Consider the following 21,041-nt stretch of genomic DNA (forward strand, 5'->3'; position numbering starts at 1 on the left):
AGAGCCGGAAGAGGTAGATGCATGTTGGACACGAACTGGGCGGTGGCCTGGATGCGGGCGAGTGCCGCAATAATTGCCGAGCAGAGGATGGCGCTGAGTGAGCTGGACCGGCTGATCGGCGATGGCGATCACGGCGAGAATTTAGACCGTGGGTTTCAAGCGGTAGTGGCCAAACTGGATGTCGTCTATAACACCCCCGCAGAGGTGCTCAAGATGGTTGCGATGACCCTGATGTCGGTGGTTGGTGGTGCTGCCGGACCGCTTTACGGAACAGCTTTTCTGCGTGCTGCTTCCGCTACCAGCACGGCCGCTAACTGGGATGCCGAGACCGTTGCCGTGGCGCTCACCGCCGCCCGCGACGGCATAGTCGCGCGCGGCAAGGCGGAACTTCGCGATAAGACGATGATCGATGCCTGGACGCCGGCCGTCGAGGCGGCCGATGAGGCGGTGCAGAACGGCCTCGGTGAGATGGAAGTTTTGTTCGCTGCCGCGGCGGCAGCGCAACAAGGCGCCAAGGATACCGAGCCGCTAGTCGCTCGCAAGGGTCGAGCCAGCTACCTAGGGGAGCGCAGCGCCGGGCATCGTGACCCGGGTGCGCAATCGACCGCTCTGCTCCTTGGGGCAGCGGCTCAGACTGCCCGGGAGGCGGCATGACTGTATCGCTAGTAATCGTCTCGCACAGTCAAAAGCTCGCTGAGGGCGTCGTTGAACTAGCTGGGCAGATGGCACCCGAGGTGCGGATCTTAGCCGCCGGAGGAATGGACGCGGATGCCGCCGGGCAATCGGCTCTGGGCACCTCGCTGACAAAAATATCGTCCGCTCTTGCCACAGCCGATGTCGGCGACGGTGTGCTGGTACTAGCCGACTTAGGATCGGCAGTGATGACGGCTGAGACCGCGCTGGAACTGCTGGGAAACCCAGAGTCGATCAGGCTGGCGGAAGCCCCAGTCGTCGAGGGGGCGGTAGCCGCTGCGGTGGCAGCGCAATCCGGTGCCGCTTTGGCTGCGGTGCAAAGTGCGGCTGAATCGGCCTCCGGTGTTGTTTCCGCCTTCGGCACCAGTCCACTGGGCGGGACCTCCGACGATTCGACTCTCACTGAAGGGCAGCAGCAGACCAACGCGGCAGCGAATAGCGGTGTGATCAGCACCGCCGTCGAACTGATCAATCCGATGGGCCTGCACGCTCGGCCAGCGGCGACCTTGGCCGCCGCACTCGGTGCGATGAACGTCGAAATAGAGATCAACGGGGTTGACGGGCAATCGGTGATGATGTTGATGACCCTGGGGGCAGGGCAGGGAACCACGCTGCAGGTGACGGCAAGCGGTCCGGACGCACAGCGTGCCGTTGATTTGGTGCGGAGTGAGGTAACGAGCGGTTTCGGCGAGATCTAAGATGTGGTCGGGGAAGCAGATATCCTGAGTCGGTGAGTGAAGCTGAGCAACCAACCGAATTGCCGGTGCTTAGGCAGCTAGAACTGCACTTGGCAGGCAAGGACTCCTCTGGCCTTTCTGAGATGAGGTACCCAACCGCCATTTCCACGTTTTTCGGTATTGAGATCGTTCAAGTTGGCCGAGGTACTGCACTTTTGCAACTCGTCGTCGAGCCCGCACAACACGGTAATCAGCAAGGAACCATTCATGGTGGGCTCTTAGTAGAACTGGCGGATGCGGCTATTGGCACCGCACACTCCACCTTGATGCTTCCAGGTGAATCCTTCACCAGCATTGATCTCCATGCAGACTTTCTACGTCCGGTCTGGTCGGATACCCTCAGTGCCGAAGCCACGCCGATCCAAGTCGGCCACACAATTTCGAGATACCAATGCGAGCTAAAGCGCTCCGATGGCAGCAATGTAGCTCGGGTAATCAGCACAGTGATGACCCTTCGTGGTGAGAAGAGCAAGGGGCGATGACCCTGTTATCGCTGATCTGTGGAGAGATGAGCTTGCTGCTGCTCGGCTAGCGGAGCCGGACCGCTACTCGCGGCAGGAAAGTCGCCACCAGTGGGCCCATGCACAGAGCGACGATAACCGTGCCGAAGCCGAGGGTACCGCCGAGCAACCAGCCACTAAAAGCAACCACGACCTCAATACAGGTACGGACCACGGCGATGGGCCAGCCTGTGATCCGCACCAAGCCAGTCATGATGCCATCTCTTGGCCCGGAGCCAAATTGCGCGCCCAGATAGAGCGCATCGAAGAAGGCAAGCGCCACCGTGCCGATCAGCAGATAACCGAACTGAACGGTCAGATTACTTGGTTGCGGCAACAGTGTGGCAGTCAGATCAGCCGCCGCCCCAACCATCAGCACATTGAGGACGGTGCCAAGACCCGGTAGCTCCCGTAATGGGATCCAGGCCAGCAGTACCAGCACCGCGATCACATTTGTGGCCCAGCCGTAGGAGATGCCAAAGGTGTGGCTGACTCCCTCCGAAAGGACATTCCAGCTAGCAGCACCCAGGCCGGACTGCACCAGCGTCATCACTGCAGCACCATAACCCAGCAGACCTAGGACTAATTGAAGTATCCGACGAGCTTTGCGACCAGCCTGCCACTGTTCTATCGCGTTCATGCGCCGAAGACCGTTGTTAGGTGGGCGGTTCCGTTGATTCGCGGTCCGGGTAGTCATCCTTCAATAGTTTCGACCTCTGGCTTCTTATTTAATAGCCAGATCGGAAATACTGGTTTGATGTTAGTTGGTTCTCATCAGATTGCTCGGCTACTTCTCGATTGACGGCTTGCTCCGGGCCCTAGATTTGGAGTGGGCGGAGCATGCGGGCGTCACCAGGCTGGCGTAATTAGCTAGCCGCGACTTATTACTAGCGAGGCAACGCCAAGCCCGCCTCGCTGCGTTCTGCTAAACCGTCCTTGAGCAGGCCTTCCAAAATGTTTTCCAAACGACTCGGCTCGCTCTCTAGCGCGTGGAGATGTTTGAGCGGCAGGCTCAGTTCGGCCTGGTCGAGCTGCACTGCGGGACGGAAAAAAACTTCCCAGGGGGTGGGGGCCTCGGCGGCACGCAACACCGCCATCACCGCGCCACGCAACTGTCTATCGGTGCCGGCCCAGGGTTGCCCTTTGGGCTGGTAGTTAGGCTCCGGCTCGCCGGCGGCAATCCAAGCGCACTCCGTGCGTACCGGGCATTCCTGGCATTGTGGCGAGCGCGCGGTACAAATCAGCGCACCGAGCTCCATTACGGCGGCGTTCCAATCCACCGAGTCACTCACTGCCTCGGGCAACACCGCCTCAGCCAGCGCCATCTCTGCCGCGCTCAAGCTCGGCGCCGGGAGTGCGGTGCCGGAAAACAGCCGGGCTTCCACTCGACGAATATTGGTATCCACCACGGTGGCCTTCCGGCCGAAGGCGAAGGCGGCGACCGCGGCGGCGGTGTAATCGCCAATCCCGGGCAGGGACTTCAGTTCCTCGACGGTGCCGGGCACCACGCCGTCGTAGTCGGCGACGATCTTGCTGGCCGCGGCATGCAAACGGAGCGCGCGGCGTGGATAGCCTAGCCGTCCCCAGGCCCGAACCGCTTCACCGGCTGGCTCTGCGGCCAGTGCAGCCGGCGTCGGCCAACGATCCAACCACTCCTGCCACCGGGGCAGCACTCGAACCACCGGGGTCTGCTGCAGCATGATTTCACTGACCAGCACTCCCCACGGAGTACGGTTGGGGGAGCGCCAAGGCAATTCACGAGCATGCGCCGAAAACCAGTCGGTAATGCTTCGTTGTAACAGCGGTAGCGCTGAATGGGGAGTTCTATCCATGGCGTTTCTCATCGAGTCAAACGTAATATCTTTTGAAGAGACTTACTATTTTGAACAGCTAACCGACCACGCACAGAGTTACACGTACAGACCAAGGAGAGCCAATGGCTGGCGAAATGCTTGGCGCTAATCCCGAAGATTTGCGGGACCTAGCACGCCAAATGAATGCCTCGGCTGAGAAACTGGAAGCAGCGGCATCAGGGATTCAAGGGAGGATCTCCAGTGTGCGCTGGGGCGGCCCGGATTCCCACGCCTTCCGTGGGAATTGGTCATCAACTTTCCGACCAAAGTTGATGAATGCCACCGATATGCTGCGCAACACCAGCAAGGGCTTGATCGAGCAAGCCAAAGAGCAGGAGCAGGCCTCAGCGGTCGACGGTGCGGGTGGCCGTTCGAGCGGTGGCAAGGACACTCCGGGCACCGCCGGGACAGGCGCAAATTCCACCGTGAACTATTGGGGTCCGCATGCTAAGGCCGAAGCTAAAGGTTCCGCGCTGGGCGGCGCGCTGACCGGAAAGGCTTCGGCGGAGGCGTGGGCTGGTACTAAAACCGAGGCGACCGCGGGAGCCACCGTGGAGAACGGCACCGCGAAGGCGGAGGCCAAAGCTAATGCAGCTATCGGCGCAGGTGCCGAAGCGAAGGCTTCCGGCGAGGTGGCCGGTGGACTGGCCAAGGGCGACGCCAACGCTAAAGCCTTTATTGGCGCTAAAGCCGGTGCTAGCGCGGAAGCGAGTGCCAGTTTGGCCGAGGGCTTGAATGCCAAAGCAGAGGCAAGTGCGATGGCCGGGGCCGAGGCGTCGGTGCATGCAGGTGGTTCGGCGCTTTACGGCCTGGCCTCGGGCAGCGCAGATGCAAGTGCCTTCGCTGGTGCGCGGGCCGGAGCAGATGCTAAAGCTCATATTGGCCTTGACGGCATCAGTGCCTCGGCGAACGCCGACGCCTTCGCCGGGGTGGAAGCAAAAGCTTCCGCCAAGGCTCAAATCGCCGGTATGGAAGCTGGCGTGGATGCCTCGGCAATGGCCGGTGTCGGCGCGCGTGCCAAAGCCAGCGCATCAATTACCTATGATGAAGTGAAGGTGGATTTCAAAATTGGAGCAGCTCTAGGAATCGGCGCAACGGTGGGCGGCGAACTCAAGATCTCACCGCGTAAGATCATCTCCAATATGAACCCTGGCAACTGGTTCTAGACCATTACTCAATTCAAAGCTTGAAGGACTGACAATGACAGTTTCACGTTTCCCCTCGGCACAGTTTCCTGGTTTCCCCTCCGTTAGCGTCGAAGTTCCTGAGGGCTGGCTACCTCGGGCCGTGCAAGACACCTTGGCCGCCTGGGTGCGACCCGAGGAATCAGGAGAGTTCGCCTCGAACCTGGTGCTTAGTATCACCCGACTAGCCACACCGCGCAGCCTGGCCGAGGCCACCGAAAGCATTGAGCAGGCGACCTCTCAACTCAATGAGGTAGAGCTCTTCGATAGCGTTGACGTTACGCTCAACGGCCAGGACTGGCATGTCCATGAGTATGTTTTTGTACACCCCCAGGTCGGTACTTTGATTCAGGTGATGGCGGTCGCCAGCATTCAAAGCGGTGAGTTCACCGATACTGTGCAGCTCACCGGATCTATTTCACCGGCTAATCAGGAACGCGACGTCGACGCGGTACGGGACATCATCCGCAGTGCTGAGGTCACCGTTTACTCGGCCTGAAGCTGAGAAGCTAATCCGGTCGAGGCGGCGTGGGCAGGTCAGTCCCGAGGGAGTTTTTCCGTAACCTTGAGATATGGCGAATCACAACGGAGGCCCAGCGCGCCGCCCCTCAGCCGCGGTTTATCGGCGTCGTCGTTTGGTAGTCGGTGTGCTGGCTATTTTGGTGATTGCCGCCTTAGTCGCGGTGATCAGTATGTTGGTTGGTCATTTCAGCAAACCTCAGGCTGCAGACTCGCCTAACCCGACTAATTCTCAGCCCAGCGCTGCGCCGAAAGACACCACACCGAGTGTGGCGTCATCGGCAAGGCCGAGTTGTGATCAGAGCAAGGTGACGGTCAAGGCAACCACCGATGCAGCGAGCTATTCGGCCGGAAAGAACCCGGTCTTTACGCTGACCGTCAGCAATTCAGGTGAGGCGCCTTGCGAAGTCAATGTAGGTACCTCACAAATGGAGTTTCTGGTGCTCAGTGGAGAGGACCGAATCTTTTCTTCCAAGGACTGCCAGGACAAGCCCAGCGACTTGAAGAAGACCATTGCCCCGGGTGGCTCGGAGAAAGCTGTTTTCCCATGGCCCAGAAACCGCACGGTAGCCGGTTGCAGCGCGGTTGCGGCTAAGCCAGGCGTGGGAGCGAACGCGCAATACACCCTGACCGTGAAACTGGGGGACAAAACCAGTGGCAAAGCGGTGTTTAAGCTGCTCTCCTAAAGGAAGCGATCCAGCAAACTCGCTTCGGCAATTCGGGAAAGGCCTTCCCGCACGGTGCGGGCGCGTTGCTCACCAATACCTTCAACCGCCATCAGCTCTTCAATGGTGGCAGCCATCAGATTCTGCAGACCATCGAAATGCTCCACTAAGCGATCAGCTACCGCTCTAGGCACCGCCTTGAAGCTGGAAAGCAGCCGGTAGCCACGTGGATGGATCACTGTCTCCAAGGAGCCATTGCTATCCATTAGCCCGACGATACCGGCGATCTTAGCCAGGTCAATCAGCTCGGTGGGGCCGATCTCATGAAGCGCAGCGACCGCCAGGTCGATGTCTTCCTGACCGGTTTCGGCCGCTGAATAGTCACGGATCACCATTTCGCTGCCCGGACCGCGGCCGACGGTCAGTTCATCCAGTTGCAGCGAGAGCAGTCGTCCGTCGACGCCGAGTTCCAGCACATACTGGGCGATTTCCTCTGAAATCCGGCGCACCATCTCCTGGCGCTGCAGGATTACCGCGACATCACGGATCGTCACCATCGCCTCAATCTCCAGAGCTGAAAGCGAGGAGGTGACCTGATCCAGTCGGGCCCGGTAGCGTTCCAGGGTGGCCAGGGCCTGATTGGCGCGGGCGAGCACTTTTTCGGAACCTTCCAGAACGTGGCGCAGGCCGTCAACGTAGAGCGCAATGATCTGCATGGACTGGCTCACCGAGATTACCGGCGCACCGGTCTGAATAGCTACCCGCTCAGCGGTGCGATGCCTAGTGCCGGACTCCTGGGTTTCAATACTCGGATCGGGTACTAGCTGGACAGCAGCGCGCAAAATTTTTGAGGCGTCTTTATCGCAGACGATCGCGCCGTCCATCTTCGCCAGTTCACGCAGTCGAGTGGGGGCGAAGTCGATGTCAATCTCAAAGCCGCCAGAGCATAATGACTCGATGGTTTTGTCGAACCCCAAGACAATCAAAGCGCCGGTGCGACCGCGCAGAATCCGTTCTAGGCCATCACGAAGCCCGGTTCCCGGCGCAACACGAGCCAGCGTCGCCCGCAATGAGTCTTCGGGGCTGCGAACCATGGCCGCTCCTTTTCGTCAAGCGCTCTCGCCATGGTTGGCGGCGCTTATTCAACTGAAATCGACCGTGGAACCAGTTCCCGGCCAATAGCCCCATAGTAGTGTCTTGCGCGGAAGGCCGCGAACGATTGAGTGTTTATGCCGCTCAGGGAAAAAGTAGGCCGAGCGCATCGCTGAGCTGATGCACCTCACGGACCGAGAAACCCTCGGGCACCGGACCGGGCCCATGCGGGCTGGCAGGCACTACCGCATGGCTGAAACCGAGTCGGTGCGCCTCCTGGATGCGCTGATTAATACCGGGCACCGGTCGTACCTCGCCGGCTAAACCAACCTCGCCGAAGGCGATTAGCCGGGCCGGAAGCGGCTTGCCGGTGTTCGCTGACATCACCGCGAGCGCAATCGAAAGATCGGTAGCCGGTTCGGTGAGTTTTACGCCTCCCACCGTGGCCACATAGGAGTCAACCTCGCTCAGGTTCGCTTTGGTGCGTTGCTGTAAAACCGCGAGAAGCATCGCCACTCGTGAGGAATCTAGTCCGCTGGTCGCCCGCCGGGGTTGCGAGGTCAAACTCTTCGCCAGCAAGCTTTGCACCTCAGCAAGCAGCGGTCGTTTACCTTCCAGAGCGACCGTAATGCAGGTGCCGGAGACCGGCTCCTTGGTGCGTGAGATGAAGAGCCCACTGGGATCGGCAAGTCCCTCAATGCCCTGCTCGCTGAGATCGAAACAGCCCACCTCATCGGTCGGACCGTAGCGGTTCTTCGCGGCGCGGAGCATCCGGAGTCTGGATTGTCGCTCGCCTTCGAACTGGCACACTACATCGACCAGGTGCTCAAGTAAGCGCGGTCCGGCGATCGAGCCCTCTTTGGTGACATGGCCGACCAGCAGGGTAGTCATATTCAGCCGCTTCGCCGCCGCGATCAGCGAGGCCGCGACCTCTCTGACCTGAGTGACGCCGCCCGCCGAACCTTCAACTTCCGCGCTGCTGAGAGTCTGCACCGAATCGACCACCAGCAATCTAGGTTTCAGCTGCTCGACTTGGCCGAGCGCGCTACCGAGATCATTTTCCGCCACCAGGTAGAGCGAATCAGCCATTGCATTGATGCGTTGTGCGCGGAGTTTCACCTGGGCAGCGGATTCTTCCCCGGTGACGTAGAGAACGGTGCCATTATTGCGGGCGAACTTTGCGGCTACGTCAAGCAGCAGCGTTGACTTACCGACGCCGGGTTCGCCCGCCAGTAGCACCACGGCACCGGGCACCACACCGCCGCCAAGCACCCGGTCGAGTTCGCCGACACCGGTTGGCAAATAGGCGGATTCGGTGGCATCAATATCGGCGATCTTGCTCGCCGGCACCGTAACGCTGCTGGCTGCGGTGGTCCGCGCGACAACGGTACCGACCTCCTCAACGGTGCCCCAGGCTTGGCATTCGCCGCAACGACCAACCCATTTCGCCGTGGTCCAGCCGCATTCGGTGCACTTGAAGGCATTGCCCTTTGAACTATTGCTCCTAGAACTACTGCCTTGTCGGCCGGAAACGGAGCCCGCAGTTTTTGCCATATTACGAGCCTACCGACTAGCACCGACGCTCGGCTGTTGTTGCGCTGCAGCGTCTGGCGCGTCTGGCGCGTCTGGCGCATCTGGCTCGCTCAGAGCCGGGCGAGTAGCACTGTGGGCGGCTGAGATAGGATCGGCGTTATGGCATTGCGACCAGTTCAGGTGAATTTCAAGGCACGCGATGATGCGGCGCTCGGCAGATTTTGGGCGGAAGCCCTGCACTGGGGAATTGCCAGCGAGGGTCCCGGCGTGACAAACGTCGAGCCACTGAACTTCAATTGGCCGGACCCGAGCGCACTGTGCATCGACGTGGTCAAAGTCCCGGATCCGGAGACGGTGAAATACCGGCTCCATCTCGATCTCAACTCCAGTTCAGTGGCCGAGCAGCAGGCGCTGGTAAAGCGCTTAGTCGAGCTCGGCGCGAGCCCGGCCAACCTTGGCCAGGGTGAGGTGCCCTGGGTCGCTTTGACCGATCCGGAAGGCAATTTATTCAGGGTTTTGGAGCCGCGATCGATCTACCGGGACACCGGCCCGATCGCCGCGGTGCTGGTGAGCTGCGCCGACCCGCGCGAAATGGCCCGATTTTGGGGCGAAGCAACCGACTGGCAGGTTCACCAGCTGAGTGATGAGCATGCCAGGCTGCGCTCGGCAGAGGGCGTCGGACCATACTTGGAATTCGTCCGCACACCGGTGCTAAGGGCCGAATCAGGCCGGGTACATCTGGACTTGATGCCTTATTCGGGTGATGATCAGGCCGCCGAGGTTAGTAGGTTGCTGGCTCTAGGTGCCACCGAGGTTGACCTGGGGCAGGGCGAGGTGCCCTGGGTGTGCCTGGCCGATTCCGAAGGCAATGATTTTTGCGTGCTCGGGCCGCGCTAGGCCACCGAGATTTTTAGCTTAGATCTTTGGCTAAATCTTTGGCAGAGCTTGCTTAGCTTCCTCGGTCTCCATCCCAGCGGCTTCGAGTAGGTCAACCATTAAAGGTCGAAACAGCATTACCAGAGTTTCGCCTTCGATGCGTTGCACACCAAGCGTCTTGGGGTGCAAGGCAGCGGCCACCATCACCAGTTCAGCGCGGGCGCTGTGCAGATTCACGGCACTTGCGGTGGCATCCCGTTCGGCAAGCCCCACCGCCAGCAGGTCTACCGCATTGGCAGCGTCCTCCAGGAGCTGACTGATGCCCTGTACAGCGGTATCGCTCAGCGCGGCATTATTGATTGTGCTGGTCAACCGACGGGTGAATACCCGGGCGTTGCGCATCGCATAATCGATATACTCCAGCGAATCCTTGAGTGAGACAATTTCACCGCGATAACGCCGGTAGGCGGGGGAAATGCTGGCTAATTCGCCAGAGGCGCGCAGCGTGTTGCGCATTTGATCGATCAGTGGCTGGGCGTTCCTGGCTCGCACCAGGGCGTGCCAGGCCGCGGTTGAATCGCTATTCACCAGCGCTTGGCTGCAACCGCGCAGAATTTCGCTGAGCTCGGCGAGCAGCTTTCGGGCATCCTGCTGTGGCTCCTTCCGTGGATCGCGCGGGGTCAGCAGCGTGATGATCAAGGCAAAGCAACCGCCCACCACGGCATCCAAGCTGCGACTAAACGGGCCGCCAGTGGGCAGTGGCAGCAGGATCACCAAAACCGATTGTAGGCCGAGCTGGGTGGCGAAGATGACGCCACCGTCGAGAAACCGGGCCAACATAATGGAGAGGAAGAGCACCACTGCTGCCTGCCAGATTCCGCTTCCGGCCCAGCTCAGTACCAGCTCTCCCATAATGATGCCCAGGGTGCAGCCAACTGCCACTTCAAGCACGCGCCGCAACCGAGGGTCTCGGGAAAAACCGAGTGCGATAAGTGATGAGGTGGCGGCAAAGATCGGTCCGCTGTGCCCAAGCACATACTCCGCGAAGGCATAAGCTGCCACCGCGCAGATGGTCATTTGAATGGCGGGCACAATCGAGTCGCCGCTGCGCCGCAGCCCGATCTGGCTCCGGTTACGCAGAAAATTTGCTGTGCTCGGCAGGGGGCGCCGGATGGCAGGCATGGCTTAAGTCTATGTGGAACGCAATAGCCAATATCTGTTAACCCTTTGTTCACCTACTCCGATCAATCTCTTTACCTCTGGCCCCTAAGTTCAATCTTGTACAGCTACGCAATGCAGACACAAATATAGACACAGTTGAGGTGCAGCCCTGTCTTTGGGGGAGCTCGCCAGTTCAGCTAGATCCCTGGAAGGGGCACAATACAGTGAAGGTACTTCGCTACGGCCGCGTCGCGGCAGTTATCGCGGTAGGCGCCATCGCCTTGACCGCTTGTGGCACGGACAACGCCACCCCAGGTTCCTCTAACAACACCGGAAGCAGCCCCGCTGGCGCTTCGGTCACCGGTACCCTGACCGGCATTGGGGCCTCCTCGCAGACCTCCGCGATGGACGCTTGGAAGACCAAGTTCGCCGCTGCAAACCAGGGCGCCCAGGTTCAGTACTCACCCGACGGCTCGGGCGCTGGCCGTAAGGCGCTGATCAGCGGTGCGGCTCAGTTCGCTGGCTCGGACGCTTACCTGAAGGACGACGAACTCACCGAGTCCAAGAAGGTTTGCGGCCCCGACGGCGCCATTGACGTTCCGGTCTACATCTCCCCGATCGCTGTTGCTTACAACCTCAAGGACGTTCCGGAGCTGAAGCTGGACGCGGCCACCACCGCCAAGATTTTCCGTGGCGAGATCAAGACCTGGAATGATCCGGCGATCGCCGCGCTGAACTCCGGCGTCACGCTGCCCTCCACCACGATCACCGCGGTGCACCGCTCGGACAACTCCGGCACCACCCAGAACTTCACCGATTACCTGGCGCAGGCCGCTCCCGAGGTCTGGAAGGACAAGGCTAGTGGTGACTGGCCGTCCGCGCTCGGTGGCGAGAACGCTAAGGGTACTTCCGGCGTGGTCAAGCAGGTTACTCAGACCGACGGTGCTATCACCTACGCCGATGAGTCCGCAGTGGGCGCCTTGGGCGCTGCCAGCATCAAGGTCGGCAGCGAGTTCGTGAAGATCTCGGCTGAGGGCGCTTCTAAGGCTGTTGAGCTCTCCAAGGTCGCCGATGGTCGCGGCCCGAATGACGTCGCTATCAAGCTGGATCGCACCACCACCGCGAGTGGCGTTTACCCCGTCGTACTGGTCAGCTACCAGGTATTCTGCTCGACCTACAAGGACCAGAAGGTCGTTGACTTGGTCAAGGCTTTCGGTAACTACGTAGTGAGCGAGCAGGGTCAGAAGGACGCTGTAGCGGCCGCTAAGAATGCTCCGCTGTCCGCCTCCTTGACCGAGAAGGCCAAGAAGGCTATTGATTCCATCAAGGTCGGTTCCTAACCGCTTCTGACTAACCGGTTGTGCCGCACTTGAGGTGTGGCACAACCGGTTTGGCAGTTCCACCAACAAGCCGGAAGGGCCTTAGGTGAGTTCACCTGCTCTGACAAAAAGTTCCAGTGCCGATCGCGCTGGGGACAAGATTTTCTCCACCGCCGCTCTAGTGGCTGGTTGTCTTATTCTCGCCGTCCTCTTTCTGGTCGCACTCTTCCTCCTCGTTCAAGCGTTTCCGACCTTTCTGGCCGAACCGGCCGACCTCACCGGTGGCGCAGGTTTCTTCAACTATGTGCTGCCGCTCGTTGTTGGCACCCTGATCGGCGCGGTGATCGCTTTGGTGATCGCTACCCCGATTTCGATCGGTGTCGCGCTCTTTATTTCCCACTTCGCACCGCGGCGGTTGGCCCAGGGGCTCGGCTATTTGATCGACCTGCTGGCAGCAATTCCTTCGGTGGTCTACGGCGCCTGGGGCGTCGCCTTCTTAGCGCCGCAACTGACCGCGGTGTATGAATGGCTGGCAAAGTATCTCGGTTGGATTCCGATCTTCGCCGGACCGGCCTCGAACACCGGTCGCACTTTGTTGACGGTTGGCATCGTGCTCGCGGTGATGGTGATTCCGATCATCACCTCGTTGTGTCGTGAAATCTTCCTGCAGACACCTAAATTGCACGAGGAAGCTGCACTCGCGCTGGGTGCGACTCGTTGGGAAATGATCCGAGTTGCGGTGCTTCCCTTCGGCCGCCCCGGCATTATTAGCGCAATTATGCTCGGCCTGGGCCGTGCTCTTGGCGAGACTATGGCGGTGGCTCTAGTGCTCTCCGCTGGCCCGCTGATCGCCAGCCTGATTAAGACCGGTAACCAGACCATTGCCGCGGAAATCGCACTTAACTTCCCGGAGGCTTTCGGCACCAGGCTCAATGAGCTGATCGCTGCTGGCCTGGTGCTCTTCGTGATCACCCTGGTGGTCAACATGATTGCGCGCTGGATCGTCAGCCGCCACAAAGAATTCTCGGGGGCGAACTAAATGGCCAACGCTACTTTGACCAGAACTAAGTCCTCGCTGACCCGAGGGCAACTGCCTCCCTATGCGCTCTGGCTAGTGCTCGTCGGAGCTGCTGTGCTCGGTGCCGCGCTCTCCGCGCTGATTGGTTTCAATCCGGTCGGCTTTGTCATCTTCACCGCGATCTTCTTCGTGATCGCGGCAACGATTGTGACCCGAGTGGTAGAGGGCGGCCGTAAGGCTAACAATAAATTCATTACCTTCTTGGTTTATGGTGCCTTCATTATTGCCGTGCTACCGCTTATTTCGGTGGTCTGGATTGTGCTGCAAAAAGGTGTGCCCGGCTTGCTGGATCCCGGCTTCCTCAACACCTCGATGAACGGTGTGACGGGCGTCGAGGACAATGCCACCGCGACCGGCGGCCCGGTGCTCGGTGGTGCTTATCACGCAATTATCGGCACCTTGCTGATCACGCTGTGGGCGACAATTATTTCGGTGCCGATTGGTCTGCTGACCGCTATTTATCTCGTTGAGTACTCAAAGGGCGGACCGCTGGCCCGAGCCATCACCTTCTTCGTGGACGTGATGACCGGTATCCCCTCAATTGTCGCTGGCCTGTTCTCGGTGGCGCTCTTCGGCGTGATTTTTGGCCCCGGTACCAAAACCGGTTTCGTGGCTGCCGTCGCGCTTTCAGTGCTGATGATCCCGGTGGTGGTGCGTTCCTCGGAGGAAATGCTCAAGATCGTGCCCAATGAGCTGCGCGAGGCTAGCTACGCGCTCGGGGTGCGTAAGTGGCGCACTATCACTAAGGTGGTCATCCCGACGGCGATCTCCGGCATTGCTTCTGGCGTTGCCTTGGCGATTGCCCGGGTGATTGGTGAGACCGCACCCATTCTGGTTACCGCAGGTTTCGCCACCTCGATCAACTTTAACGCTTTCGCGGGCTGGATGGCTTCACTGCCCACCTTCATTTACACCCAGATCCTCAACCCGACCTCACCGAACACGATTGGCCCCAGCGATCAGCGAGCCTGGGCTGCTGCACTGGTGCTGATCATCATCGTGATGTTGTTGAACCTGATCGCCAGGTTGATTGCCCGAATTTTTGCCCCCAAGACCGGCCGCTGAGCTGTCGACTAAGAGAAAGCCCCATCATGTCTAAGCGAATTGACGTCAACGACCTCAATGTCTACTACGGCAACTTCCTCGCCGTCGAAGGTGTGAACATCAATATTGAGCCTCGCTCGGTAACCGCCTTCATCGGCCCTTCCGGCTGTGGCAAGACGACCTTCCTGCGTACCTTGAACCGGATGCACGAGGTGACTCCCGGTGCCAGTGTGAAAGGTGAGGTGCTGCTGGACGGCGAGGACCTCTACGGTGCGGGTGTCGACCCGGTTACCGTGCGCACCAAGGTTGGCATGGTCTTCCAACGGCCTAACCCGTTCCCGACCATGTCGATCCGGGACAATGTGTTGGCCGGGGTGAAGCTGAATAATAAGCGAATCTCCAAATCCGACGCCTCGGCCCTGGTGGAGAAGTCACTACGCGGCGCTAACCTGTGGAACGAGGTCAAGGATCGGCTGGACAAGCCCGGTTCAGGCCTCTCCGGCGGCCAGCAGCAGCGGCTCTGCATTGCGCGTGCGATTGCCGTACAGCCCGAGGTGATTCTGATGGATGAGCCTTGCTCGGCGCTCGATCCGATCTCCACGCTGGCGGTTGAGGATTTGATCAACGAGTTGAAGTCTGACTTCACCGTGGTGATCGTGACGCACAATATGCAGCAGGCTGCACGTGTTTCGGAGAAGACCGCATTCTTCAATATCGCTGGCACCGGTAAGCCAGGCAAGTTGATCGAGTACGCGGAGACCACCACGATCTTCAACAACCCCTCGGTCAAGGCGACCGAAGACTACGTATCCGGCCGCTTCGGATAACGAGCAGGGCGCTCCCACGGTGTCGACTTCGTCGCCACGGTGGGGCCCTCGCGCCCCGCTCTTAGGGCCCTCCCACAGTGTCGACTTCGCGGTTTAGTCTCGGATTCGCTGGTAATTACTGGCGAATCCGAGACTTTTCCGCGAACTCGGCCGTTCACCACGGTGGCCGGTGCTAGCTGGGCTGAGCTGCGCCTAGAACAGTGGAGTGAGGGCTAGGTAGAAAATGCCACCCGCCACTGCGCAGCATGCCGGAGTGAGCAGCCAGGATAAGGCAATTTTTCCGCTCAGCCGGGCATTGCTGGTGGCAAAACGTTGATTAGCTCCCGCCCCGACAATAGCCGCGGTGGTGAGTTGAGTTGTCGCCAGTGGCAGGTGCAAGCCGAAGCCTCCGACGAATAACATCACGGCGCTCACCGACTGAGCCACCAGGCCACGCAGCGGATCCACTCGAACCAGCCGGTTTGCCAGCGTATAGGCAATCCGCCAGCCCCCGATCAGGGTGCCAGCTGTGAGTAATACTCCGGCGGCCGCCACCACCCACCAGATGGACTCGTCGGGCAAGCCGATGCCCAGTGCAGAAATTGCGAAGAGCATTAGTGCGGCAACCCGGGAACCGTCCTGTAGTCCATGCCCGAAGGCGACGGCGCTAGCCGCAATGCCCTGGACGCGGCGAAACCGACGGTTGATGTTGTTTGGCTGGGCGTAACGTGACAACCAGGCGAGTGGGAAAACCACTAGATAGGACAGCAAGAAGGCCACCACGGGGGAGATCAGCAATGGCAACACGACCAACCAGATCACCGCTTCGACCAAGCCGCTAGGTGGTTGTTCGCCCTTGATCATGGCAGCCACCGAAGCGCCGGCAATACCGCCGATCAAGGCATGCGTCGAGGAAGACGGAAAGCCTAGCCACCACTGATAAAGCCCCCAGAGCAGCGCTGCAACTAGTGCTGCGATTAATACCGCGAGTCCTGCGGTACCGGGGCTGAGCACAAAAAGCTGATCCCCAAGAGTGGCCGCGAAAGCGCCACTGAAGAGGGCGCCGACGAGATTGAAAAACGCGGCCAGGATTACCGCGATGGTCGGAGTTAGGGCTCGGGTCCGTACCGCCACCGCGACCGTGGAAGGGGCATCCCGCAGGCCGTTAAAGACGGTAAAACCAGCGGTCAGAACACAAACCACGACAAAAAGGGCGAGCGCCATGCTCAGGATTCCTTGACGATGATGCTGCCAACTCTGGTGGCCAGCAATCTGAAACCTCTGGTCACCTCAACCAAGTGATTGGCAAAGTCACGGTGCCTGACATAAGTACTAGGTTTGTGTTCCTGAAGTAGCTCCGCAGAGAACACCAAATGGGTGCGTTCGGCGCGTTTCGCGAGCCTGAGAATCTCCAGCCAGTAATCTTCCAGGCCGTCGAGGTCGTCGAGGGAATTCATCGCGTTCACCGTCAACTCGGCTTGCCGTGCGATCACCTCAAGCTGATCGGAGGCGCGAAGCGGGATCCGTTCGATCTTGTAGACCGCCAATAATTCGGCGGCGCCATCGAGAGTTTCCATAGCCTCATGCAAGATCCTGGATAGCGCGTAAATGTCCTCGCGTGGCAGCGGGCTAATAAAACTGGTGCGCATATGAGTGAGCAGGGCATAGTGTAGCTCGGTGGATTCAGCCTCGCGCTCACGGATCTGTGCGGTCAGTGCCGGGTATTCCCGGAGTGGTGCTCCGAAGATTTCGGAGAGCGTGTGTACGCCAAGGACCAGCTGCTGGGCCATTTGAGCGAGAATGCTCAAGCCAGCGCGTTCTTGGGGGAAGAGGCGAAACTTCAACGGGGGTCCTTGCGGTCTACAACTGCGATGCCGGGATGGGGCGTTCCCGCGCTGAAAGACATACTAGCGCCTCAAAGTTACCAACTGCGGCGTGCTAAGCAAGGTGACCGGCAAAACGGTTGGCGGCATGAAAATGGTGCCGAACCGGGAGCGCCTCTCGGCGTTAGGCCGCTCGAAGCGGCTAAAAGATGGAGCCCGGGGGTTCCGCGGTTCGACACCACCTTTAGTCTCCCGCCTTCGCCCGCCGATGTCAACGAAGCCGGACAGTCCTGGTCACAACCTGGTTACCGCGTCGTTGAGAATGGCTGTTGCGGAAACGACTGCTGAACGTTCAGCATCGCCCTTTGTTGCGAGGTATTCCGGATACTCCACAGCGCGATTCCGCTACCGATCAGCATGAGTGAGCTGGCGAAGATGATGCCGGTACCGGCTCGGTTGATCAGCGCGGAGTCTATTGCAATGCCGAACCGCGGAATTGGCAGAAGGCTTCCCCTGCTATACGACAGCAGATACCAGAGCCCGAACAAAAAGGTGACCACTCCGCCGATCATCAGACCGGCGGCGCTGCGAGCCGCGCAGGCAAAGGCTAGCGCCAGTAACACTAGACCAGATAACACCGGCAGCAGGCTAATAATCGAAACGCCGTCCAGGTTGTATCGCTCCAGGATTTCGGTTCGTAATTGCTCGGAGCCGACAGCGCAGAGCAGCAAGCCAGCTACGGTGAGCACAGCGCTGAGCAGTGCGCTGAGAGCGCCAAGACCGTTGCCGAACTGTCGCCGTCGCAGGATGGCGGCGGCTATCGCGAGCAGAATAAAGATGAAAGCCAAGCAGCCAGCGATTCCGCTCAGCATCGGATCGAAGCCTAAAGTTTTTATCTGTAATGAGTTGAGGAACTTGCGGAAATCAAGGTAGCTGCTCGGAGCCAACATGGTGATCAGCAGTGGAAGGGCCCAGATTGCCGCTACCCCCGGGGCGAGCGAGCTGAGCTTAGCGGATCCGCAGACCGTTGCCAGGATGACCGCGCTGAGCAGTATTAGTAGTAATGGCAACCAGAAGTTGCTGCCCTCGAGCTGAAATCGTTGCAGTGCCCGATTGAGTTGTAGACCGCCAGTGGCAAGGAGCCACAAACCGAGTGGCGTCAGCACCAGGCCGAGGAGTGCTCCGATCAGGCGCGGCATGGTCCTTGAGGGAGTTGGTGCGGGGGCGGCCATGGGCTGCGGAATCATGCACTCAGCCTACTGTTCCATCGAATGGTTGAACAGGTTTTTAGTCAAGTTCTCCACGTCGCCAGGCCGAGGCGGCATGCTCTAGGTCTTCGGCAGTTTTTACCAGTCGCTGCGCGCTCAGAGTGAGCTTGCTGGCATGCTCCTCGTTGCTGGCCTCACGCTGATCAGCGACTTCGGTCTGGCCGAGCGCCACGACTCGGCAAAACGCTGCCGAGCGTTCCAGTGCGACGTCGAAATCTCCATCGAAGGCACCCGAAAGGATGGCGTCGGTCATAGTTTTGAGTTCGTCTGCGCCGGGCGGTTCAGCGACCCCGGCCACTACGTGAGAAACCTGGGCAGTGTCCTTGCCTGCCTTGAAGTAGACGGCAACCCGTTCCGGATCGCGCTGAGTAGCCGCCCGGAGTGCGTAGAGTCGCCACAGTGCGCCGGGTAATGAACGGGCCGGGCTCTCCGCCCAAAGCTCGGCGATGACCTCAAGGCCTTGCTGATCGGCGAGGCTGACTAAGCGTGCGGTGACCTCTGGATCGTCATTGGCGCGACCGTGATGAACCAGGGCATGCGCGGCGAGATGCGCGGCCTCGGACACCCTGGCCGGGTCGGCGCCACCGGCGAATGGCTCGAAGTCTGCGGGCGCCAATGGCACCGGTCGGTGCGGCCTGGGACTGCGGTTTCCTGCATCTTCGCTCATGGTTTGACGATACTCCTGTGCGCCGACGTGGTCGAGGATGCGCACCGCTTTGCTCCCGCAGTGTTATCTGAGCTGGGTTGGCTGGGTTATCTGGGTTAGCTCGATTGCCGATCCCGGCATGGTGTGCGGTAAGGTATTAAAGTCCATTTGTACTAGCTGGCTGGGACCTCCCGGCAGGCTGCTACGGACTGGTCGGGGCCTTTAGCTCAGATGGTAGAGCATCGGACTTTTAATCCGTGGGTCGAGGGTTCGAGCCCCTCAGGGCCCACCAACAAAACCGCAGGTCAGAGACTCATGAAGAGTTTCCAGCCTGCGGTTCTTTTTGTTTTTGGTGGCCTTTTTGGTGGCCTATGGCGAAATTTAGCCTTTCTTGGCTAGCCGTCTCGCCGTGAAGTCGATGACCTCCGCGGTTTCGACCGGCTTTTGCCACAGCGCTTCGGTCATTGCATCCGAGGCGCGCTGTTTCATCTCGCTGATGATGTGCTGATAGCGGTTCAACATGCTGATCTGAGACCAGCCAAGAATGTCCATCACTACGCGACCATCAACGCCCATCAGGAGAAGCGTAGTAGCGGCTGTGTGCCGCGCATCGTGCAGTCGAGCCTCTGGCACGTTTGCGGAGCGTAGGAACGCCTTCCAAGCCTTGTTGTCGGCGGATGCCTCTAGCGGTCGCCCATTGTCTTTGCAAAAAACCAAATCGTAAGGCGCGCCTCCCTCGTATTCAAATTGAGAATAGCCGCCTAACTCTAAGTGGCGTTTCTGCTGCGCCTTGATGTGCTTGCGGAACGCTTTCACGATGGGTTGCGGCAAGGAGATGGTGCGCTTACCAGCCTCAGACTTTGGAACTTTCACACGCACCCCACCACTGTGTTTCGATGGGCACCAATGGGCTTGCTTACCGCAAACAGGAGTGCGGGGGTCGCTGCTGCAACCGTGTTGCCATCGTGGACGTGTCAGCGAACGATTCACACGTAAAGTGGCTGTCTCAAGATTGACCTGATCCAGACCGAGGGCTAGGCGCTCGCTCTGCCGCAGTCCGAGGGCAAGCGCGACCATCCACTTCACGCCATCCACCTGCTGTTCAGCAGCCTGGATCAGCCGTCTAGCATCATCGGTATCAATCACCTCAGCCTCAAATTCACTGACCTTTGGCGTTTTGACCGTCGATAGCGGATTTACCGCCAACACGCCCTTCCGAACTGCCTCTTTGAGCGCGGGTGAGAGAGCGCGATGCAGATGTGCAGCGGTTGTGGATGAGAGACCTTTGCGGATCATCCCCGAATAGATGCCTTCGAAGTCGGTGTATGCAAGGTCGCTGAGTTTCTTGCCTCCTGCTGTCGTTGGCCGCAGGTAAAGGTTGATCTTTGACTTGTACTCTTCGACGGTTCGAGTGCTAGCTTGGCAAAGGTTCTCAAGATAGTAGTCCATCCAACCGATCAGAGTCGGGGTCTTGCCGAGCTGCATAATGCCCTGATCCCGCTGGTTGAGTACGGCTCGCAGAGCGGCGTCCACTTCGGCCCGGCTGGCCCCGTAGATTGTTTTCCGCTTCCGGGCGCCACTGCCAGTAGTACCCAGGTTTACTTCTGCGCGCCATCGGCCATCGCTAGTCTGGTACGCTGCGACTCCTTCACCTTTCGACCGGCGGCGGGCCATTAGAGCCGCCCGAGCAATTCGGCCTTTTTGGCATCAAATTCCGCCTGGGTGAGGATTCCCTGCTCTTTGAGTTGGCCGAGCTGGGTCAGTTGAGCCATAACATCAGGGCTGGATGGCGCAGTGGGTGGCTGAGTCGCGAATTGCGGTTGTTGAGGTGCGTCGTTCTGTATTGAGTTTTCGAAGGACTGGGAAGGGTGCTGTCCGAGAATAAGTTGCCGAACAATTGTCGCCACAATGCTCGCTTCGTTATGGGACACCCTGAAGTCGATACTGTTCCCGGAGGTGATGATGGACACGATGGTGTTCAGCATTCCGTCGCGTTTCGTGGCCACGCTGGTAATGCTCTTGACCGGGATCATCTCTGTGCCAGCTTTGCCGCCCTTCACGCCGGTGGCGAGCATTGAGACGCCGCCTGTCAGGATGCCAGCCGTGATTTTTCCGCCAGAGATCCCACGCGGTCGAGCCCACTCCACACGATCATCAAAAATGCTGACTTGGGCATTCTTTCCCGCAATATGTGATGTGAATTTGTGCAGTAATTGATCTGCCATCTTTACGCTCCTAGTTCAA

At 59.5% G+C, this 21,041-nt stretch carries 22 protein-coding genes and 1 tRNA gene; 12 read left to right on the top strand and 11 right to left on the bottom strand.

Annotated features, from left to right (window positions below; all coding sequences use genetic code 11):
* The first annotated feature begins 21 nt into the window (after positions 1-21).
* From dhaL to UM93_RS14305, 3 genes are read left to right on the top strand one after another with little or no spacing between them, the layout of a single operon-like run.
* Positions 22-654 carry a dihydroxyacetone kinase subunit DhaL gene (dhaL, locus tag UM93_RS14295; protein ID WP_045076212.1) on the top strand — a complete coding sequence of 211 codons (633 nt, stop codon included), beginning with the start codon at positions 22-24 and terminating at the stop codon, positions 652-654.
* Positions 651-1,391: a dihydroxyacetone kinase phosphoryl donor subunit DhaM gene (gene dhaM, locus UM93_RS14300; protein ID WP_045076213.1), complete on the top strand. Its 741-nt coding sequence runs from the start codon at positions 651-653 to the stop codon at positions 1,389-1,391. Before dhaL ends, dhaM begins: the two co-directional genes overlap by 4 nt.
* Before the next feature lie 32 nt (positions 1,392-1,423).
* Positions 1,424-1,912: a PaaI family thioesterase gene (locus UM93_RS14305; protein WP_199921761.1), complete on the top strand. Its 489-nt coding sequence runs from the start codon at positions 1,424-1,426 to the stop codon at positions 1,910-1,912.
* A gap of 46 nt (positions 1,913-1,958) precedes the next feature.
* Here UM93_RS14305 and yczE read toward each other — a convergent pair whose 3' ends face one another.
* On the bottom strand, positions 1,959-2,570 hold the full coding sequence (yczE, locus tag UM93_RS14310) for a membrane protein YczE (protein ID WP_045076214.1): 612 nt from the start codon (positions 2,568-2,570) through the stop codon (positions 1,959-1,961).
* 247 nt (positions 2,571-2,817) lie between these two features.
* The gene (locus tag UM93_RS14315) at positions 2,818-3,762 is read right to left on the bottom strand and encodes an HhH-GPD family protein (RefSeq protein ID WP_045076215.1); all 945 of its coding nucleotides are present in this window, start codon (positions 3,760-3,762) and stop codon (positions 2,818-2,820) included.
* A gap of 104 nt (positions 3,763-3,866) precedes the next feature.
* Here UM93_RS14315 and UM93_RS17260 point away from each other — a divergent pair, with 104 nt between their 5' ends.
* From UM93_RS17260 to UM93_RS14330, 3 genes are all read left to right on the top strand, one after another.
* Positions 3,867-4,949, top strand: coding sequence for a hypothetical protein (locus UM93_RS17260; protein ID WP_052663814.1), 1,083 nt, complete (start codon positions 3,867-3,869; stop codon positions 4,947-4,949).
* A 34-nt stretch (positions 4,950-4,983) separates the two neighbouring features.
* Entirely contained in the window at positions 4,984-5,466 is a 483-nt protein-coding gene (locus tag UM93_RS14325) for a hypothetical protein (protein WP_045076216.1), read from the top strand.
* 73 nt (positions 5,467-5,539) lie between these two features.
* The gene (locus tag UM93_RS14330; RefSeq protein ID WP_045076217.1) at positions 5,540-6,172 is read left to right on the top strand and encodes a hypothetical protein; all 633 of its coding nucleotides are present in this window, start codon (positions 5,540-5,542) and stop codon (positions 6,170-6,172) included.
* On the opposite strand, the gene disA is transcribed toward UM93_RS14330, so the two are convergent.
* Positions 6,169-7,245, bottom strand: coding sequence for a DNA integrity scanning diadenylate cyclase DisA (disA, locus tag UM93_RS14335; protein WP_045076218.1), 1,077 nt, complete (start codon positions 7,243-7,245; stop codon positions 6,169-6,171). The genes UM93_RS14330 and disA overlap by 4 nt on opposite strands.
* Positions 7,246-7,387: 142 nt before the next feature.
* Positions 7,388-8,797: a DNA repair protein RadA gene (radA, locus tag UM93_RS14340; protein ID WP_045076219.1), complete on the bottom strand. Its 1,410-nt coding sequence runs from the start codon at positions 8,795-8,797 to the stop codon at positions 7,388-7,390.
* Positions 8,798-8,935: 138 nt separating this feature from the next.
* Here radA and UM93_RS14345 point away from each other — a divergent pair, with 138 nt between their 5' ends.
* Positions 8,936-9,673, top strand: a complete 738-nt coding sequence (locus UM93_RS14345; protein ID WP_045076220.1) for a VOC family protein — start codon at positions 8,936-8,938, stop codon at positions 9,671-9,673.
* Positions 9,674-9,703: 30 nt separating this feature from the next.
* Here UM93_RS14345 and UM93_RS14350 read toward each other — a convergent pair whose 3' ends face one another.
* Positions 9,704-10,834, bottom strand: coding sequence for an FUSC family protein (locus UM93_RS14350; RefSeq protein WP_045076221.1), 1,131 nt, complete (start codon positions 10,832-10,834; stop codon positions 9,704-9,706).
* 203 nt (positions 10,835-11,037) lie between these two features.
* On the opposite strand from UM93_RS14350, the gene pstS reads away from it, so the two are divergent.
* The 4 genes from pstS (at position 11,038) to pstB (ending at position 15,081) form a co-directional block, all read left to right on the top strand.
* On the top strand, positions 11,038-12,153 hold the full coding sequence (gene pstS / locus UM93_RS14355; RefSeq protein ID WP_045076222.1) for a phosphate ABC transporter substrate-binding protein PstS: 1,116 nt from the start codon (positions 11,038-11,040) through the stop codon (positions 12,151-12,153).
* Between the two features lie 85 nt (positions 12,154-12,238).
* Complete coding sequence (gene pstC / locus UM93_RS14360; RefSeq protein WP_045076223.1) at positions 12,239-13,171, top strand: phosphate ABC transporter permease subunit PstC; 933 nt, start codon at positions 12,239-12,241, stop codon at positions 13,169-13,171.
* Complete coding sequence (gene pstA / locus UM93_RS14365; protein ID WP_045076224.1) at positions 13,172-14,275, top strand: phosphate ABC transporter permease PstA; 1,104 nt, start codon at positions 13,172-13,174, stop codon at positions 14,273-14,275.
* Between the two features lie 26 nt (positions 14,276-14,301).
* Positions 14,302-15,081, top strand: coding sequence for a phosphate ABC transporter ATP-binding protein PstB (gene pstB, locus UM93_RS14370; RefSeq protein ID WP_045076225.1), 780 nt, complete (start codon positions 14,302-14,304; stop codon positions 15,079-15,081).
* 192 nt (positions 15,082-15,273) lie between these two features.
* Here pstB and UM93_RS14375 read toward each other — a convergent pair whose 3' ends face one another.
* The 4 genes from UM93_RS14375 to UM93_RS14390 all read right to left on the bottom strand — a co-directional run bounded on the left by UM93_RS14375 (position 15,274) and on the right by UM93_RS14390 (position 18,818).
* On the bottom strand, positions 15,274-16,284 hold the full coding sequence (locus UM93_RS14375; RefSeq protein ID WP_045076226.1) for an inorganic phosphate transporter: 1,011 nt from the start codon (positions 16,282-16,284) through the stop codon (positions 15,274-15,276).
* Positions 16,285-16,286: 2 nt separating this feature from the next.
* The gene (locus UM93_RS14380) at positions 16,287-16,904 is read right to left on the bottom strand and encodes a DUF47 domain-containing protein (protein ID WP_045076227.1); all 618 of its coding nucleotides are present in this window, start codon (positions 16,902-16,904) and stop codon (positions 16,287-16,289) included.
* Between the two features lie 284 nt (positions 16,905-17,188).
* On the bottom strand, positions 17,189-18,130 hold the full coding sequence (locus UM93_RS14385; protein ID WP_045076228.1) for a hypothetical protein: 942 nt from the start codon (positions 18,128-18,130) through the stop codon (positions 17,189-17,191).
* A gap of 40 nt (positions 18,131-18,170) precedes the next feature.
* The gene (locus UM93_RS14390; protein WP_045076229.1) at positions 18,171-18,818 is read right to left on the bottom strand and encodes a hypothetical protein; all 648 of its coding nucleotides are present in this window, start codon (positions 18,816-18,818) and stop codon (positions 18,171-18,173) included.
* Positions 18,819-19,013: 195 nt separating this feature from the next.
* On the opposite strand from UM93_RS14390, the gene UM93_RS14395 reads away from it, so the two are divergent.
* Positions 19,014-19,089, top strand: a tRNA-Lys gene (locus UM93_RS14395).
* Between the two features lie 89 nt (positions 19,090-19,178).
* Here the strand turns inward: UM93_RS14395 and UM93_RS14400 are convergent.
* Both UM93_RS14400 and UM93_RS17970 read right to left on the bottom strand, forming a co-directional pair.
* On the bottom strand, positions 19,179-20,471 hold the full coding sequence (locus UM93_RS14400) for a tyrosine-type recombinase/integrase (RefSeq protein WP_052663815.1): 1,293 nt from the start codon (positions 20,469-20,471) through the stop codon (positions 19,179-19,181).
* The gene (locus tag UM93_RS17970; RefSeq protein ID WP_052663816.1) at positions 20,471-21,022 is read right to left on the bottom strand and encodes an SHOCT domain-containing protein; all 552 of its coding nucleotides are present in this window, start codon (positions 21,020-21,022) and stop codon (positions 20,471-20,473) included. The genes UM93_RS14400 and UM93_RS17970 overlap by 1 nt, the downstream gene beginning before the upstream one ends.
* Positions 21,023-21,041: the final 19 nt, after the last annotated feature.

This window comes from Psychromicrobium lacuslunae (genome assembly GCF_000950575.1).
In the GTDB taxonomy this organism is placed as follows: Bacteria; Actinomycetota; Actinomycetes; order Actinomycetales; family Micrococcaceae; genus Renibacterium; species Renibacterium lacuslunae.